Here is a 14,138-nt window from a genome sequence, read left to right as displayed (position 1 = left end):
TCTCGGGTCCGGAATCCGCCGGGGATTCAGATGCGCTCGACGATGGTCGCGATGCCCATGCCGCCGCCCACGCACAGCGTGGCGAGGCCGTACCGCTTGTCCTGGCGCTCCAGTTCGTCGACGAGCGTGCCGAGGATCATCGCGCCGGTCGCGCCGAGCGGGTGGCCGAGGGCGATGGCGCCGCCGTTGACGTTGACCTTGTCCAGGGACAGGCCCATGTCCTTCACGAAGCGCAGCACGACCGCCGCGAACGCCTCGTTGATCTCGACGAGGTCGATGTCGTCGATGGTCAGCCCGGCCTTGGCGAGCGCCTTGCGGGTCGCGGGGGCGGGGCCGGTGAGCATGATGGTCGGCTCCGAGCCGGAGACCGCCGCCGAGACGATCCGCGCGCGCGGGCGCAGGCCGTTGCGTTCGCCGGTCTCCTTGGAACCGATCGCGACCAGGGAGGCGCCGTCGACGATGCCGGAGGAGTTGCCCGCGTGGTGGACGTGGTCGATCTTCTCCACCCAGTGGTACTTCTGCAGGGCTACGGCGTCGAAGCCGCCGAGGTCGCCGATGTCGGCGAACGACGGCTTCAGCTTGGCGAGGGAGTCGGCGGTGGTGCCGGGGCGCACGTGCTCGTCGTGGTCGAGGACGACGAGGCCGTTGCGGTCCCTGACCGGGACGACGGACCGGTCGAAGCGGCCCTCCTTCCAGGCCGCGGCCGCCCGCTCCTGCGAGAGGGCCGCGTACTCGTCGACGTCCCGGCGGGAGAAGCCCTCGATGGTGGCGATCAGGTCGGCGCCGATGCCCTGCGGGACGAAGTTGACGGCCAGGTTGGTCATGGGGTCGTTGAACCAGGCGCCGCCGTCGGAGGCCATCGGCACCCGGGACATCGACTCGACGCCGCCCGCGAGGACGAGGTCCTCCCAGCCGGAACGGACCTTGGCGGCCGCCATGTTGACGGCCTCCAGACCTGAGGCACAGAAGCGGTTCTCCTGCACGCCGGCCACCGTGTCCGGCAGTCCGGCGGCGACGGCGGCGATGCGCGCGATGTCGGAGCCCTGGTCACCGACGGGGCCGACCACGCCGAGCACGATGTCGTCGACGGCGGCCGGGTCAAGGTCCGGGAAGCGGTCGCGCAGCTCGTGGATGAGGCCGACGACCAGGTCGATGGGCTTCGTGCCGTGCAGGGCGCCATTGGCCTTGCCGCGCCCGCGCGGGGTGCGGATCGCGTCGTACACGTACGCTTCGGTGCTCACTGGTAAGCCTTTCGAGGAGGGTGGGTCGAGCGGTCGGCCGGGTCAGTCGCCGCCGGCCGTCAGTCGGGCGCCGTCGGCCGTCGGGGTGCCGCCTTCGCGCGGCTCGGCGAGACCGGGTATCCCCCAGTCGCGGGCCACCGCCTCCGTGTCGGCACCGGGCCGGGCGGGGCCGGTGCGGACGGTGACCGGGGTGGCGGAGAAGCGGGGGGCGGGGGCCGGCTGGGTGATGCCGCCGTGGTCGGTGAAGGTGCCGCGGGCGGCGAGGTGCGGGTGGTGCGGGGCCTCGCGCAGGGTCAGCACCGGCGCCACGCACGCGTCGGAGCCCTCGAAGACGGCCGTCCACTCCGCGCGCGTACGGGTCCGGAAGCGGGCGGAGACCGCCTCGCGCAGTTCGCCCCAACGGGTGATGTCCTTGCGTGCTCCCGCGTGCTCGGGGAGGCCGAGGAGGTCCAGGAACTGGGCGTAGAACTGCGGTTCGAGGGCGCCGACCGCCATGTACCGGCCGTCGGCGGTCTCGTAGGTGCCGTAGTACGGGCAGCCGCCGTCGAGGAGGTTGGCGCCCCGGCGGTCCTGCCAGCCGCCGGCGGCGAGCATGCCGTGGATCATCGCGGCGAGGTGGGAGGCGCCGTCGACGATGGCGGCGTCGACGACCTGGCCGGTGCCGGTGGCGCGGGAGTGGTGCAGGGCGGCGAGGACGCCGACGACGAGGTACAGGGAGCCGCCCGCGTAGTCGCCGAGCAGGTTGGCGGGTACGGCCGGGGGCCCGTCGGGGGCGCCGATCATGCCGAGGGTGCCGGTGACGGCGAGGTAGGCGATGTCGTGCCCCGCGCGGTGGGCGAGGGGGCCCTCCTGGCCCCAGCCGGTCATCCGGGCGTAGACCAGCCGGGGGTTGCGGGCGTGGCAGTCCTCGGGGCCGACGCCGAGGCGTTCGGCGACTCCGGGGCGGTAGCCCTCCAGGAGCACGTCGGCGCGGGCGGCGAGGTCGAGGACGCGGGCGGGGCCGTCCGGGGATTTCAGGTCGACGATCACGGAGCGCTTGTTGCGGTTGGTGACGTCGTGCTCGGGGTCGATCGCGAGGACGGCGCCGCCCGGACGGTCCACGCGGACGACGTCGGCGCCGAGGTCGGCCAGGAGCATGGCGGCGAACGGAGCGGGCCCGATGCCGGCCAGCTCGACCACGCGCACACCGGCGAGCGGGCCGTGCCCCGGCGTCCTTGCCGTCGTCATCCAGCCCCCTGCTGAGACGGAGGGATGTAATCACCAGCGATGCTAAGAACGTGTTCCACCCGGCACAAGAGCTGGGCGAGCAAGCGCTTAGACACCGTACCTCGCACGGTATCTCGCACCGAGCGGATCGGCAGGCCCAACCGACGGGCCTCGCGCTCCTCACGCTAACCTCAGCCACCGAAAACGGCGCGGAGCGCACGACCCGAGGGGTGTCATGAGCAGGCTGAAGAGGGCGGATCGTCCGTACGACATCGTGCTCTTCGGGGCGACCGGCTTCGCCGGGGAGCTGACCGCGGAGTACCTCGCGGCGCACGCGCCCGAGGGACTGCGGTGGGCGATCGCGGGCCGCAACGAGGACAAGCTCCAGCGGCTGCGCGAGCGGCTGCCCGGCCGCGCGGAGATCGGGATCCTGCGGGCGGACGTGTCGGACCCGGCGTCGCTGCGCGCGCTCGCCGAGCACGCGCGCGTGGTCGCCACGACCGTGGGACCGTACGTCCGCCACGGCGAGGCCCTCGTCGCCGGCTGCGCGGACACCGGCGCCGACTACCTCGACATCAGTGGTGAGCCGGAGTTCGTGGACCTGATGTACGTGCGTCACGACGCACGCGCGCGGGAGACCGGCGCACGACTGGTGCACGCGTGCGGGTTCGACTCCGTCCCGCACGATCTGGGCGCGTACTTCACGGTCCAGCAACTGCCGGAGGGGGTGCCGCTGACCGTGGACGGTTACGTGACCGCCGACGCGACCTTCTCCGGCGGTACGTTCGCCTCCGCGCTGGGCCAGTTCGCGCGCGGGCGGCAGATGGCGGCCGCCGCACGGGAACGCGGGCGGCACGAGCCGCGTCTGGTCGGGCGGCGGGCGAAGGCGCCGGCGAGCGCGCCCCGGTTCGCCCCGGAGGTCGGCGCGTGGGCGCTGCCGCTGCCGACGATCGATCCGCAGATCGTGTGCCGCTCGGCGCGGGCGCTCGAACGCTACGGGCCCGACTTCCGCTACCGCCACTACGCGGCCGTACGGAGCCTGCCCGTGGCGGTGGGCGGTGTCGCGGCCGTCGGGGCGCTCCTCGCGGCCGCCCAGGTGCCACCCGCCCGGCGCTGGTTGTCCGGGCGGCTCAAGCCCGGTGAGGGACCGAGCGCCGAGAAGCGGGCGAGGAGCTGGTTCTCCGTGCGGTTCGTGGGCGAGGGCGGTGGCCGCCGGGTGTTCACCGAGGTCTCGGGCGGCGATCCCGGCTACGACGAGACGGCGAAGATGTTCGCCGAGGCGGCGCTCGCCCTGGCCCTCGACGACCTCCCGCCGACGTCCGGCCAGGTCACCACGGCGGTGGCGATGGGCGACGCCCTCATCGAACGGCTGCGCGCGTCCGGGATCCGCTTCCGCGTCGCCGCGGCCCACTGACCGGCCCCTACATCGGCCAGGCCGCGAGCGTGTAGATCATCCCCACGATCCAGCCGAGCCCGGCGAGCCCGGCGATGACCAGCGCGGCGGTCACGGCCCGCTCGACGGGCCGCTCAGGATCGGCCAGGGGCTTGGGAGCACGATGCGTCGTCATGCGCCCCAGCTTGCCGATCATGCGTGCGAGGGCACATCCGTACGGATACTCAGATGACGTACTCAGCCAGGTACTCCGGAGCGTCGGTCGGCGGCCAGTCCCCCAGCGCGGTCTCGACTCGGTCGCGCAGTGAGGCGTCGCGCGCGGTCATGGCGAGCCGGACGGCCAGCGGGCCGATCTGCCACCCCGCGTGGTAGTCGAAGAACGGCGGCGGACCGGCCGCGTTGTGGGCGATCTTGGCGACCAGTTCGGCGAGCCGCAGCCGCAGCCGGTCCTCGTCCGTGAGCCGGTCCTCCGCCGCGATCCTGTGCGCGCGGACCAGGTCGAACACCTCACGCGCCCGGCTCCAGGCGTCGCGTTCGCCCGCGAGTCGCAGCGCCGCGTCGATCTCGGGGGTCCGGCCCCGGCCCCCCGCGGCCGCTTCGAGCACGCGGGCCGCCCAGAGCACGGGAGCGGCCTGACCTTCGAACAGGGAGCGTCCCCAGCTCCGGGTGCGGTCCCCGGCCGCCTGTCCGGCCAGATGATCTCTGCCACGTACCGCCTCCCGCAGCGCCCGGCGGCACAGGGCGTCCGCCCTTCGGGTCGTCTCCGGCAGGCGGTACTTCGGAGCGAGGGCGAGCGTGTGGGCACAGGCGTTGTCGAGGTTCGTGCGGTGGCCGACCGACACGAAGACCGGCTTGGTGCCCGCCTGGGTGCGCAGGGCGCGGCCGACCTCCTCGTCGGCCGCCGTCAGGGGGGCGGAGGATCCGCGTGGGGTGCCGGGCTCGTCGTACATGAAGGTGAAGGGGTTCTTGGCGACGCCGATCGTCGGGAGACCGGTGAGGACGCCGAGATGGGTGGCCAGGCCGAAGCGGCGGGGGTGCGCGAGGCCGTAGCCGTCGCAGACGACCAGGCCGGGGGGACAGGGCAGGGCGTCGAGTGCGGCCAGCACCGTGGGGAGTTCACGGAAGGCGAGCAGGCCGGGGACATAGGGGAAGGAGATCCGGCCCGCCGCCGTGGTCTCGGCGACGACGTCGAGGGTCGCCGCGTCCAGAACGACGGCCGCGGCCACCACGACGTCCCACTCGTCGTGGTAGGCCACGTCGACCCCGGTCACGTGGCCCGTGCCCGGCGGCGGTCCCGCTTCGTCGAGCACCACCCTCGCCCTCAGCTCGTCCTGGACGGCTCGGGCCGCCTGCTCGGTCGCGGGCCAGCCCGCGGGCACACCTACGGTCTTCATCGTGGTGCCGAGCCTACGGTCTCCGCGGGTAGGCTCGCGATCATGTTCGTACTGGAGCTGACCTACACCGCCCCGCTCGATGCCGTCGACGCCGTGCTGGAGGCGCATGTGGCGTGGCTCGCGGAGCAGTACGAGACGGGTCACTTCCTCGCTTCCGGGCGCAAGGACCCGCGCGACGGCGGAGTGATCATCGCCGTCGCGCGGGACCGCGCCCGGATCGAGGAGATCACCGCGGGCGACCCGTTCGTCACCGCCGGAGTCTGCGCGTACCGCGTCACGGAGTTCGTCGCGACGAAGACGGCACCGGCGTTGGAGGCCTACCGCGAGTCGCGCTGAGGTCAGCCCTTCTTGCCCAGGGCGCGCTGCAGCTGCTGCTTGTTCATGTCCGAACGGCCCTGGACGTTGCGCCGCTTGGCCTCCTCGTACAGCTGGTCGTAGGTGGGCCCCTGGGAGCCCTTGCCGGACCGCTGGCCGCCCCGCTTGCCGGACGACATGTCCTGGGTGGAGGTGCGGCTGGCGGTCTTCGACTCGCCGGAGCGGGCGCGTTCCTTGTTCACCGTCCGCGCGGCGATCTCCTTGGCGCGCCCGGCGCTCTCGCCCCGGTCCTGCGCGCTCTCCTTGATGTGCTCGTACTGACGCTCCCGCTTCGAGCTCGAACCGGCTGGCATACCCGTTCACTCCTCTCGTCCCTGTCTGCTGGACACGGGTACCCCGTTGTGGGCGAATGTGGCATTCCGGTTCACCCGTCCGGGCGGAGCGGCCGGCGTCAGCGCTCCAGCCGCGCCACCCGGCCCTTCTCCCCGGCCGCCCAGCACCCCAGGTCCGCCGCGCAGTCGACCGTGTCGTACGACCCCGTGTCGACCGTCCGCCAGGTGCGGCCGGCGTCCGTCGTCAGGTCGGTTCCGGTGGGGCCGACCGCGAGGGCGGCGGCGCGGCCGTGCGGGAGCCAGGCGGCACCGGAGCGGTACGCGGGTGGCGATGTGGCGGCGGGCCGCCAGGTGCGGCCGCCGTCCCGGGTCGTGGCAGCGGCCTGCGGGGAGGGCTCTTCGGCGCGGTAGTCGCCGCCGACGGCGAGACCGTGGGTGCGGTCGCGGAACGCGAGCGCGAACACACCGCGGGCCGGATCGCCCGCCGGGACCGGGGCGTCGGTGGCCGTCCAGGTCAGGCCGCGGTCGGCCGAGTGCAGCACGCGCGCGTGGGCACCGCCGCCGGTGGCCAGCCAGACGTCCCGGGGACCGGAGGCGGCCAGGCACTGGCCACTGGCGGCGAACCCGGCCTCGCCGTCCAGCGCGGCCGGCATCCCGTCGCTGGGCAGTACCTTCCAGGAACGGCCGCCGTCGCTCGTCGACAGGATGCGGAACTTCCCGTCGACCGGGTCGCTCATCGCCAGGCCGTGCCGGCGGTCGAAGAAGGTGAGGCAGTCGTAGAAGGCCCGCGCGTCGGTGTTGCGGAAGGACTCCGTCCAGGTGGCCCCGCCGTCGTCGGTCCGGTAGACGCGGGAGGCCTCGCCCTCGCCGATGGCCAGCACCACGGCGCGCCGCGCGTCGAACGCCTCGATGTCCCGGAACTGCAGTTCGGCGGCGCCCGGCGGGGAGACGTTCCGCCAGCTCCGCCCGCCGTCCGAGGTTCGCAGCACGGTGCCCTGCGTCCCGGCCACCCAGGCGGTGTCCCGGCCGACGGCCGCAAGACCGCGGAACCGGACGTCGGGGGTGCCGGTGTCCTTGAGCTCCCAGTGCGGGGTGCGCCGCTCGGGTGACTGCGCCTGCGCGGGCACGGCGGTCAGCGCGGCCAGCACCGCGGCGCACACCGTCGCCACTGCCGCCGCCCGGCCGGCACGCCCCGCCACTCCCTGTGTTCCGCGTGCCTCTCGCGTGCCTCGTCCTGCCCGTGCCATCGGTCCCGTGCGTCGCGTGTTCCCCAAGCGCCTCATGGCGGGCGAAGCTAGCCCACGCCCCCGACGCCGTCCAGACGCCCTCGCCCGGGCCGTCCCGAGGTGTCCCGATCGCCCCAAGTGCGCTTCCCTGAAAGGGAAGAGAGCTGCACCACTCGGGGGCATGAACGCGGTGACCGAGGTCACTCGAAGTTCTGTACACGGATTGGCCGATTCCGTCGTCTCTTCCATTGCCCGGCCTCATCCGCCCGGAAGGCTTGTCCAGCCCGCACCCAAGGGAGCAAGGCGTTGTCCACCGTCATCGAGCAGCCCGTGGAGGCCCGCCTCGTCGCCGCCGCGCCGCGGATGCCGAGCATTCCCGCCACCTTGCACTACGACCGCCGCGACCCGTTCGCCGTCCGCATGACGTTCCCCGCCCCCGCCACCCTCGAGGGCGTGGAGGTCTGCTGGACGTTCGCCCGCGAGCTGCTCGCCGCCGGTCTGCACGACGCCGAGGGGCACGGCGACGTCCGCGTACGACCGTACGGGTACGACCGGACGGTCCTGGAGTTCCACGCCCCCGAGGGCACGGCCATCGTCCACGTCCGCTCGGGTGAGATCCGCCGGTTCCTGGAGGCCACGGGCGAGCTGGTGCCGGCCGGCTTGGAACACCTCCAGCTCGACCTCGACCACGACCTCGCGGAACTGATGCGGGACGCCTGAACGGGCTCGCGGCGCGACGTCCCGCGGGCCGTGGGGACGGTCAACGCCGCTCACCGAAGAGCGCGTTGAGCTCGCCGTAGTCGAGTCCGCCCGCCATCGTCTCGTACGTCCCCGCCCCCAACAGCTCCCGGGCGGCGCGGCGGACGAGTGCGTGGGCCGCCTGGGCGATGTCCGATCCGGCACTCACGCGGGCGACACCGAGTCCGGCGAGTTCGGCGACGGGGAGCGCGCCGGGGCCGACCAGGACGTTCAACGGTCCGTCGACGCCGTCCACGAGGAGCTTGACGGTCTCCCGGTCGACGGCTCCGGGGACGAAGATCCCGTCGGCGCCCGCAGCCCGGAAGGCGGCGGCGCGCTCCAGGGTGAGATCCACTCCCCCGACGCCCGCCAGTAGCGTGTCGATGCGGGCATTGACGAACAGCGGCACGCCCGCGGCGTCGGCGGCCTCGCGGGCGGCGGCGATCCTCTCGGCCTGTTCGGCGACCGCGCGCAGCGGCCCCGGCCCGCTGTCGCGCACGGCGTCCTCGATGTTGATTCCGACGACGCCCGCGGCGACCACCGCGCGGACGGTGTCGGCGACGCCGGCCGGATCGGCCGCGTAGCCGCTCTCGATGTCGGCGGTGACCGGCACACGCACCTCCGCCGCGATGGCGCCGACCGCCGCCACGGCCCGGTGGCCTTCCAGCCGGTCGCCGTCCGCCGCCCCCAGGGCCCAGGCGACCCCGGCGCTCGTGGTGGCCACGGCGGCCGCCCCCGCCTCCTCGACGAGTCGGGCACTCGCGATGTCCCAGGCGTTCGGCAGCACCAGCGGCCGCCCCGGGACGTGCAGGGCACGAAAGGCGAGGGCACGGTCACTGAGGGAGTTCTCATGGGTCATGGGGATCACTCAAGCACCAGGCCGGGGGCAGGAGCTGGCAGGAATCCGACATCAGCGTAGGGGCCCGCCGACCGGTCCGGGTCAATTCCGTTGACAGTCCTTCAGGCCTCTCCTACGGTGTAGAACGCTTCTGTTGCCGCCGATTGGAGAAGGACGTTGCTCGTCTGAGGTCCTGAGACACCGCGCCACACCCCATGAGGTGTGGCTGCCGCGTGCGACCTCGGCATTCGAGCCGTCCTCGACGAAGCAGGGCTCTTCTCACGCCCTCCGGCCTCTCGGCCTTCGTACAGGTGCTCCCGGTCGCCCGCCCCCGGTGTCTCGACACGCGTTGCTCACCGACCGCATCCAGCAACCGCGAGGCCCCATGCATACTTCCATCGCCTGTACCTCCCTCTCCTTCGCCTGGCCCGACGGCACCACCGTCTTCGACGGCCTCGACGTCGCCTTCGCCCCCGGCAGGACCGGTCTCGTCGGCGTCAACGGCTCAGGCAAATCCACCCTGTTGCAGCTGATCGCCGGGAAACTCACCCCGGCCGACGGCACCGTCCGTGTCGCGGGCGAGGTGGGTTACCTCCCGCAGAACATCACGCTCGACACCACGCTGCGTGTCGACGAGGTGCTCGGCATCGCCGCGCAGCGGGCCGCGTTGCACGCCATCGAGGCGGGTGACGTGACCGAAGCCCACTTCGAGACCGTCGGCGACGACTGGGACGTCGAGGAGCGCGCCCTGGCCACACTGGGCGAACTCGGTCTCGGACATGTCGGGTTGGACCGGACGATCGGCGAGGTGTCGGGCGGCGAGTCCGTCCTGCTCAGGCTGGCCGCGCTGCTGCTGCGCCGGCCGGACGTCCTGCTGCTGGACGAGCCCACCAACAACCTCGACCTGTACGCGCGCAGGCGGCTGTACGCGGCCGTGGAGTCCTGGCCCGGCGTGATGGTCGTGGTCAGCCACGATCGCGAACTCCTGGATCTGGTCGACCAGATCGCCGACCTGCACGCGGGGGAGATCACCTGGTACGGCGGCAACTTCTCCGCCTACGAGGAGGCGCTCGCCACCGAGCAGGAGGCGGCCGAGCGCATGGTGCGCGTCGCCGAGGCCGACTTCCGCAAGCAGAAGCGCGAACTGGCCGACGCACAGGTCAAGTTGGCCCGTCGCAAGCGGTACGGGCAGAAGATGGCGGACAGCAAGCGCGAGCCGAAGATCGTCATGGGGGCGCGCAAGCGGGCGGCCCAGGAGTCGGCGGGCAAGCACCGCATCATGCACGAGGAGAGGCTCGCGGAGGCCCGGGAACGGCTCGACGAGGCCGTGGAAGCCGTACGGGACGACGACGAGATCCGCGTCGACCTGCCGTACACGGCCGTACCGCCGGGCCGTGACGTCCTCACCCTGCTGGACCTGGAGTTGGCGTACGGCGCCCGGGTGGCCGGAGGGCTCGACCTGCGGGGGCCGGAGCGGGTCGCGCTGATCGGCCGCAACGGCGCGGGCAAGACGACGCTGCTGCGCACGATCGCCGGGGAACTGCCGCCGGTGTCGGGCGAGGCGCGGGCGCACGTTCCGATGCGGTTCCTGCCGCAGCGGCTCGACGTCCTGGACGACGAACTGACCGTCGCGGAGAACGTGGCCCGGTTCGCGCCGGGCGCCACCAACAACCGGGTCCGGGCGCGGCTGGCCCGCTTCCTGTTCCGAGGCGCCCGGGCCGACCAGCGGGCGGCCACGCTGTCCGGCGGCGAGCGCTTCCGGGCGGCCCTGGCCGCGCTGATGCTGGCGGAGCCCGCGCCGCAGTTGCTGATGCTGGACGAGCCGACGAACAACCTGGACATGGCGAGCGTGCGGCAGCTCACCTCGGCCCTGGAGTCCTACGAGGGAGCACTGATCGTGGCCAGCCACGACCTGCCGTTCCTTGAGTCGATCGGCATCACCCGCTGGCTCCTGCTGGACGGCGAACTCACCCACACCACTCCGGAGGCGGTGAGCCGGACGGGGCCTTCGACGTCCTGACGGGGGCGCCCGCACGTGTTGAGGGTTTTGTGCGGGCGGACCGGCGCTGCATGATGGCCTGTCGGTGCCGCATCACGGGCACCGACTCCCCCAGCCGATTCGGAGACCTGGACGTGCCCAGCAAGAAGGCTCTCATCCGCCGCCCCAGCCCGCGCCTCGCCGAAGGCCTGGTGACGCACATCGCGCGGGAGAAGGTCGACGCCGGGCTCGCCCTGGAGCAGTGGGAGGCCTACGCGGAGGCGCTGCGCACCCACGGCTGGGAGACGATCGAGGTGGACCCGGCCGACGACTGCCCCGACTCCGTGTTCGTGGAGGACACGGTGGTCATGTACAAGAACGTGGCCCTGATAGCGCGGCCCGGCGCCGAGTCCCGGCGCGAGGAGACCGCCGGCGTCGAGGAGGCCGTGGCCCGGCTGGGCTGCTCGGTGAACTGGATCTGGGAGCCGGGCACGCTGGACGGCGGCGACGTGCTGAAGGTCGGCGACACGATCTACGTCGGCCGGGGCGGCCGTACCAACGCAGCCGGCGTCCAGCAGCTGCGCGCCGCCTTCGAACCGCTGGGCGCGCGGGTCGTCGCCGTACCCGTGAGCAAGGTGCTGCACCTGAAGTCGGCGGTCACCGCGCTCCCCGACGGTACGGTGATCGGGCACATCCCGAAGGTGGACCGGCCCGCGCTGTTCCCGCGGTTCCTGTCGGTGCCGGAGGAGGCCGGCGGCCATGTCGTGCTGCTCGGCGGTGACAAGCTGCTCATCGCGGCGAGCGCGCCCAGGACGGCGGAACTGCTCACGGACCTCGGCTTCGAACCGGTCGTGGTCGACATCAGCGAGTTCGAGAAGCTCGAGGGCTGTGTGACATGCCTCTCGGTACGATTGCGGGAGCTGTACGCCTGACCGGGTGAACGCCCCACTCCTCCAGCCCCGGGACCTGCGGCTCCCGGGGCTGAATTCGTGCTCGCGTCACCTCTCGGGTGGCCTGTGGCACACCTGCTGATCAGCGCTCTTTACAACGAACTTAACCTACGTCTTCGTAACCTACGGGTTCGTAGCCTACGATCCCGTAAGTTCCCGCGCCCCCGGCCGGTGTTCCGCCTTGCAAGACGTCCCCCTGGAGTACCACGTGACGATCGCCACCCCGCACCTCGGCAGCCCCGCCGTCTGGACCGACGCCAAACTGCTGTACGCGCTGGAGGAAGTGGTCGAGAAGGAACTCAACCGGCATCTGCAGGTCACCAAGGACTGGATGCCGCACGAGTACGTGCCGTGGAGCGACGCCCGCAACTTCCCCGGCTTCTTCGAGGACGGTGAGGCCTGGGACAAGGAGCAGTCCAAGGTCACCGAGATCGGCCGGATCGCCCTCGTGGTGAACCTGCTCACCGAGGACAACCTCCCCAGCTACCACCACGAGATCGCGTCCCTCTTCGGCCGTGACGGCGCCTGGGGCACCTGGGTGCACCGCTGGACCGCGGAGGAGGGCCGGCACGGCATCGTGATGCGCGACTACCTGCTCGCCTCGCGCGCGGTGGACCCGGACAAGCTGGAGCAGTTCCGCATGGCCCACATGAGCGAGGGCTTCGAGTCCGACAACGGGCACTCCATGCTGCACTCGATCGCCTACGTCTCCTTCCAGGAGCTGGCGACCCGCATCTCCCACCGCAACACCGGCCACCAGTCGGGCGACCCGGTCTGCGACCGCATGCTGGCGCGCATCGCGACCGACGAGAACCTGCACATGGTCTTCTACCGGAACCTGCTGAAGTCCGCCTTCGAGCTCGCCCCCGACCTCACCATGCAGGCGGTGCGGGACGTCGTCGTGAACTTCCGCATGCCCGGCCACGGCATCCCCGGCTTCGAGCGCGCCGCCGCGCAGATGGCCATCGGCGAGGTCTACAACATGCGCATCCACCACGACGACGTGCTCCAGCCCGTCCTGCGCTTCCTGAAGGTCATGGAGATCGACGGCCTCGGCCCCGAGGGGCGGCAGGCGCAGGAGGAGCTCGGCCTGTTCATGGGGGGCCTGGACGCGGAGGCTCTGAAGTTCGACGAGAAGCTCGCCGCGCGCAAGGCCCGGATGGCGGCACGCGCGAACGCGTGACCGCTCCGCTCGCCTCGGAGCGGGCGCAGGCGTGGCGGAGACCCGGATCGGGCGCAGGCGTGGTTGTGGCTCAGTGCGAGGCGCGCCGGAGGTGCAGGCGTTCCTTCTCGGAGAGGCCGCCCCAGACGCCGAAGCGCTCGTCGTTGGCCAGGGCGTACTCGAGGCAGGCGGAGCGGATCTCGCACATGCCGCAGATCCGCTTCGCCTCGCGTACCGAGCTGCCCGGCTCAGGAAAGAAGAAGTCCGCTCCGGTCTGCGCGCACAGCGCCTCGGCCTGCCAGGCGGGGGCGGTCGGGGTGATCGTGTCGATGTGCATGGGCGAAATCGTGCCGGGCGGCGAAAAACGTTAGATCAACGCGGGATCAACGTGCCGGCAAGGCGGTCCCGGTCCCGGTCCCGCGACCGCTCGATGACGGCCGGGCCCGGTGCCGCGCTCCGGCGGCGAAGGTCAGTGGGCGGTGCGAGACTCGGCAGTGCTGCGGGATTCGGCAGTGCGGAGAACGGGACCCTTCCGAGGAGGGCCAACATGCTCACCACCCGTTTCGTCAACGGCGCCCCCAACTGGACCGACGTCGGCACCTCCGACATCGAGGGCGCGACCGCCTTCTACAACGCCCTCTTCGGCTGGCAGTTCCAGTCGGCCGGGCCCGAGGCCGGCGGCTACGGCTTCTTCCAGCTGCACGGCAAGACCGTGGCGGGCGGCATGCAGACAACGTCCGAGCAGGGTCCGCCGTCCTGGACGGTGTACTTCCAGACGGCGGACGCGCAGGCGACGGCCAAGGCGGCCGAGCAGGCCCACGGGAGGGTGCTGCTGCCTCCGATGGACGTGATGGGCCAGGGCACGATGGCGATCCTCGCGGACCAGGCGGGTGTGCCCTTCGGCATCTGGCAGCCGGGACAGACCAAGGGTTTGGACCTGGCCGGCGACCCCGGCTCGCTGTGCTGGGTGGAGCTGTACACGCCGGACATCGCGGCCGCGGCCGCCTTCTACAACACGGTCCTCGGCCTGGAGACCTCCGCCGTGCCCTTCCCCGGCGGCACCTACACCTGCCTCAACCCCGCCGGCACCGGGGAGGACGCCATGTTCGGCGGCGTCGTCCCGCTGGCCGACGACCCGACGGAGGCGGCCTCGGGGCCGTACTGGCTGCCGTACTTCGAGGTCACCGCCCCGGAGGTGATCACCGACAAGACCCGGGCGCTGGACGGCACGGTCCGCATGCCCCCGACGGACGTGGAGGGCGTCGGCACCATCACCCGGCTCGCCGACCCGTACGGCGCCCGTTTCGCAGTGATCAAGAGCGCGCCGCAGCAGGGCGGAGGGTGAGCGGGTCGCGGGCGGCACCG

The 14,138-nt window shown here is 72.4% G+C and carries 14 protein-coding genes and 1 pseudogene; 7 read left to right on the top strand and 8 right to left on the bottom strand.

Annotated elements, in window-relative coordinates; genetic code table 11:
* Positions 1–26: 26 nt before the first annotated feature.
* Together IG99_RS13525 and IG99_RS13520 are read right to left on the bottom strand one after the other, a co-directional pair.
* Positions 27–1,241 (bottom strand): acetyl-CoA C-acetyltransferase, encoded by a 1,215-nt coding sequence (locus tag IG99_RS13525; RefSeq protein ID WP_037673362.1) that lies wholly within the window; start codon positions 1,239–1,241, stop codon positions 27–29.
* A 42-nt stretch (positions 1,242–1,283) separates the two neighbouring features.
* The gene (locus IG99_RS13520) at positions 1,284–2,468 is read right to left on the bottom strand and encodes a CaiB/BaiF CoA transferase family protein (RefSeq protein ID WP_051865329.1); all 1,185 of its coding nucleotides are present in this window, start codon (positions 2,466–2,468) and stop codon (positions 1,284–1,286) included.
* Between the two features lie 214 nt (positions 2,469–2,682).
* Here IG99_RS13520 and IG99_RS13515 point away from each other — a divergent pair, with 214 nt between their 5' ends.
* A complete protein-coding gene (locus tag IG99_RS13515; RefSeq protein WP_037673359.1) occupies positions 2,683–3,861 on the top strand; it encodes a saccharopine dehydrogenase family protein in 1,179 nt (392 codons plus the stop codon).
* A 7-nt stretch (positions 3,862–3,868) separates the two neighbouring features.
* On the opposite strand, the gene mmpA is transcribed toward IG99_RS13515, so the two are convergent.
* Entirely contained in the window at positions 3,869–4,015 is a 147-nt protein-coding gene (gene mmpA / locus IG99_RS49585; protein WP_199815516.1) for a morphogenic membrane protein MmpA, read from the bottom strand.
* A 538-nt stretch (positions 4,016–4,553) separates the two neighbouring features.
* A pseudogene (locus tag IG99_RS13510) lies at positions 4,554–5,234 on the bottom strand (endonuclease V); the annotation flags it as partial.
* Positions 5,235–5,276: 42 nt separating this feature from the next.
* On the opposite strand from IG99_RS13510, the gene IG99_RS13505 reads away from it, so the two are divergent.
* Complete coding sequence (locus IG99_RS13505) at positions 5,277–5,570, top strand: YciI family protein (RefSeq protein WP_037673358.1); 294 nt, start codon at positions 5,277–5,279, stop codon at positions 5,568–5,570.
* A 2-nt stretch (positions 5,571–5,572) separates the two neighbouring features.
* Here the strand turns inward: IG99_RS13505 and IG99_RS13500 are convergent, their stop codons facing one another.
* Together IG99_RS13500 and IG99_RS13495 are read right to left on the bottom strand one after the other, a co-directional pair.
* Entirely contained in the window at positions 5,573–5,902 is a 330-nt protein-coding gene (locus IG99_RS13500) for a hypothetical protein (RefSeq protein WP_037673357.1), read from the bottom strand.
* 98 nt (positions 5,903–6,000) lie between these two features.
* Positions 6,001–7,041 carry a WD40/YVTN/BNR-like repeat-containing protein gene (locus IG99_RS13495; RefSeq protein ID WP_078947695.1) on the bottom strand — a complete coding sequence of 347 codons (1,041 nt, stop codon included), beginning with the start codon at positions 7,039–7,041 and terminating at the stop codon, positions 6,001–6,003.
* A gap of 372 nt (positions 7,042–7,413) precedes the next feature.
* On the opposite strand from IG99_RS13495, the gene ssgD reads away from it, so the two are divergent.
* Positions 7,414–7,827 (top strand): spore wall synthesis regulator SsgD, encoded by a 414-nt coding sequence (gene ssgD / locus IG99_RS13490; RefSeq protein ID WP_037673354.1) that lies wholly within the window; start codon positions 7,414–7,416, stop codon positions 7,825–7,827.
* Between the two features lie 40 nt (positions 7,828–7,867).
* Here ssgD and IG99_RS13485 read toward each other — a convergent pair whose 3' ends face one another.
* Positions 7,868–8,704, bottom strand: coding sequence for an isocitrate lyase/PEP mutase family protein (locus IG99_RS13485; RefSeq protein ID WP_037673352.1), 837 nt, complete (start codon positions 8,702–8,704; stop codon positions 7,868–7,870).
* 364 nt (positions 8,705–9,068) lie between these two features.
* Between IG99_RS13485 and IG99_RS13480 the strand changes: the two genes are divergently transcribed.
* The 3 genes from IG99_RS13480 to IG99_RS13470 all read left to right on the top strand — a co-directional run bounded on the left by IG99_RS13480 (position 9,069) and on the right by IG99_RS13470 (position 12,794).
* Positions 9,069–10,703 carry an ABC-F family ATP-binding cassette domain-containing protein gene (locus IG99_RS13480; RefSeq protein ID WP_037673350.1) on the top strand — a complete coding sequence of 545 codons (1,635 nt, stop codon included), beginning with the start codon at positions 9,069–9,071 and terminating at the stop codon, positions 10,701–10,703.
* A 113-nt stretch (positions 10,704–10,816) separates the two neighbouring features.
* Positions 10,817–11,593 carry a dimethylargininase gene (ddaH, locus tag IG99_RS13475; protein ID WP_037673576.1) on the top strand — a complete coding sequence of 259 codons (777 nt, stop codon included), beginning with the start codon at positions 10,817–10,819 and terminating at the stop codon, positions 11,591–11,593.
* Between the two features lie 226 nt (positions 11,594–11,819).
* Positions 11,820–12,794, top strand: a complete 975-nt coding sequence (locus IG99_RS13470) for an acyl-ACP desaturase (RefSeq protein WP_037673348.1) — start codon at positions 11,820–11,822, stop codon at positions 12,792–12,794.
* Between the two features lie 70 nt (positions 12,795–12,864).
* On the opposite strand, the gene IG99_RS13465 is transcribed toward IG99_RS13470, so the two are convergent.
* Positions 12,865–13,110, bottom strand: a complete 246-nt coding sequence (locus tag IG99_RS13465; protein ID WP_037673346.1) for a WhiB family transcriptional regulator — start codon at positions 13,108–13,110, stop codon at positions 12,865–12,867.
* Between the two features lie 210 nt (positions 13,111–13,320).
* Between IG99_RS13465 and IG99_RS13460 the strand changes: the two genes are divergently transcribed.
* A complete protein-coding gene (locus IG99_RS13460; RefSeq protein WP_037673344.1) occupies positions 13,321–14,118 on the top strand; it encodes a VOC family protein in 798 nt (265 codons plus the stop codon).
* The last annotated feature ends 20 nt before the right edge of the window (positions 14,119–14,138 follow it).

The organism is Streptomyces griseus subsp. griseus (assembly GCF_000720255.1).
Lineage (GTDB): Bacteria > Actinomycetota > Actinomycetes > Streptomycetales > Streptomycetaceae > Streptomyces > Streptomyces griseus_I.
Note: the sequence above shows the minus strand (reverse complement) of the source record. Positions and strands in the feature narration are given on the sequence as shown.

Bases quoted from the DNA above. Each gene is read 5' to 3' on its own strand.
- IG99_RS13520 (WP_051865329.1), bottom strand. From the start codon at position 2,468: ATGACGACGGCAAGGACGCCGGGGCACGGCCCGCTCGCCGGTGTGCGC.
- IG99_RS13515 (WP_037673359.1), top strand. From the start codon at position 2,683: ATGAGCAGGCTGAAGAGGGCGGATCGTCCGTACGACATCGTGCTCTTC.
- mmpA (WP_199815516.1), bottom strand. From the start codon at position 4,015: ATGACGACGCATCGTGCTCCCAAGCCCCTGGCCGATCCTGAGCGGCCC.
- IG99_RS13505 (WP_037673358.1), top strand. From the start codon at position 5,277: ATGTTCGTACTGGAGCTGACCTACACCGCCCCGCTCGATGCCGTCGAC.
- IG99_RS13500 (WP_037673357.1), bottom strand. From the start codon at position 5,902: ATGCCAGCCGGTTCGAGCTCGAAGCGGGAGCGTCAGTACGAGCACATC.
- IG99_RS13485 (WP_037673352.1), bottom strand. From the start codon at position 8,704: ATGACCCATGAGAACTCCCTCAGTGACCGTGCCCTCGCCTTTCGTGCC.
- IG99_RS13480 (WP_037673350.1), top strand. From the start codon at position 9,069: ATGCATACTTCCATCGCCTGTACCTCCCTCTCCTTCGCCTGGCCCGAC.
- IG99_RS13465 (WP_037673346.1), bottom strand. From the start codon at position 13,110: ATGCACATCGACACGATCACCCCGACCGCCCCCGCCTGGCAGGCCGAG.
- IG99_RS13460 (WP_037673344.1), top strand. From the start codon at position 13,321: ATGCTCACCACCCGTTTCGTCAACGGCGCCCCCAACTGGACCGACGTC.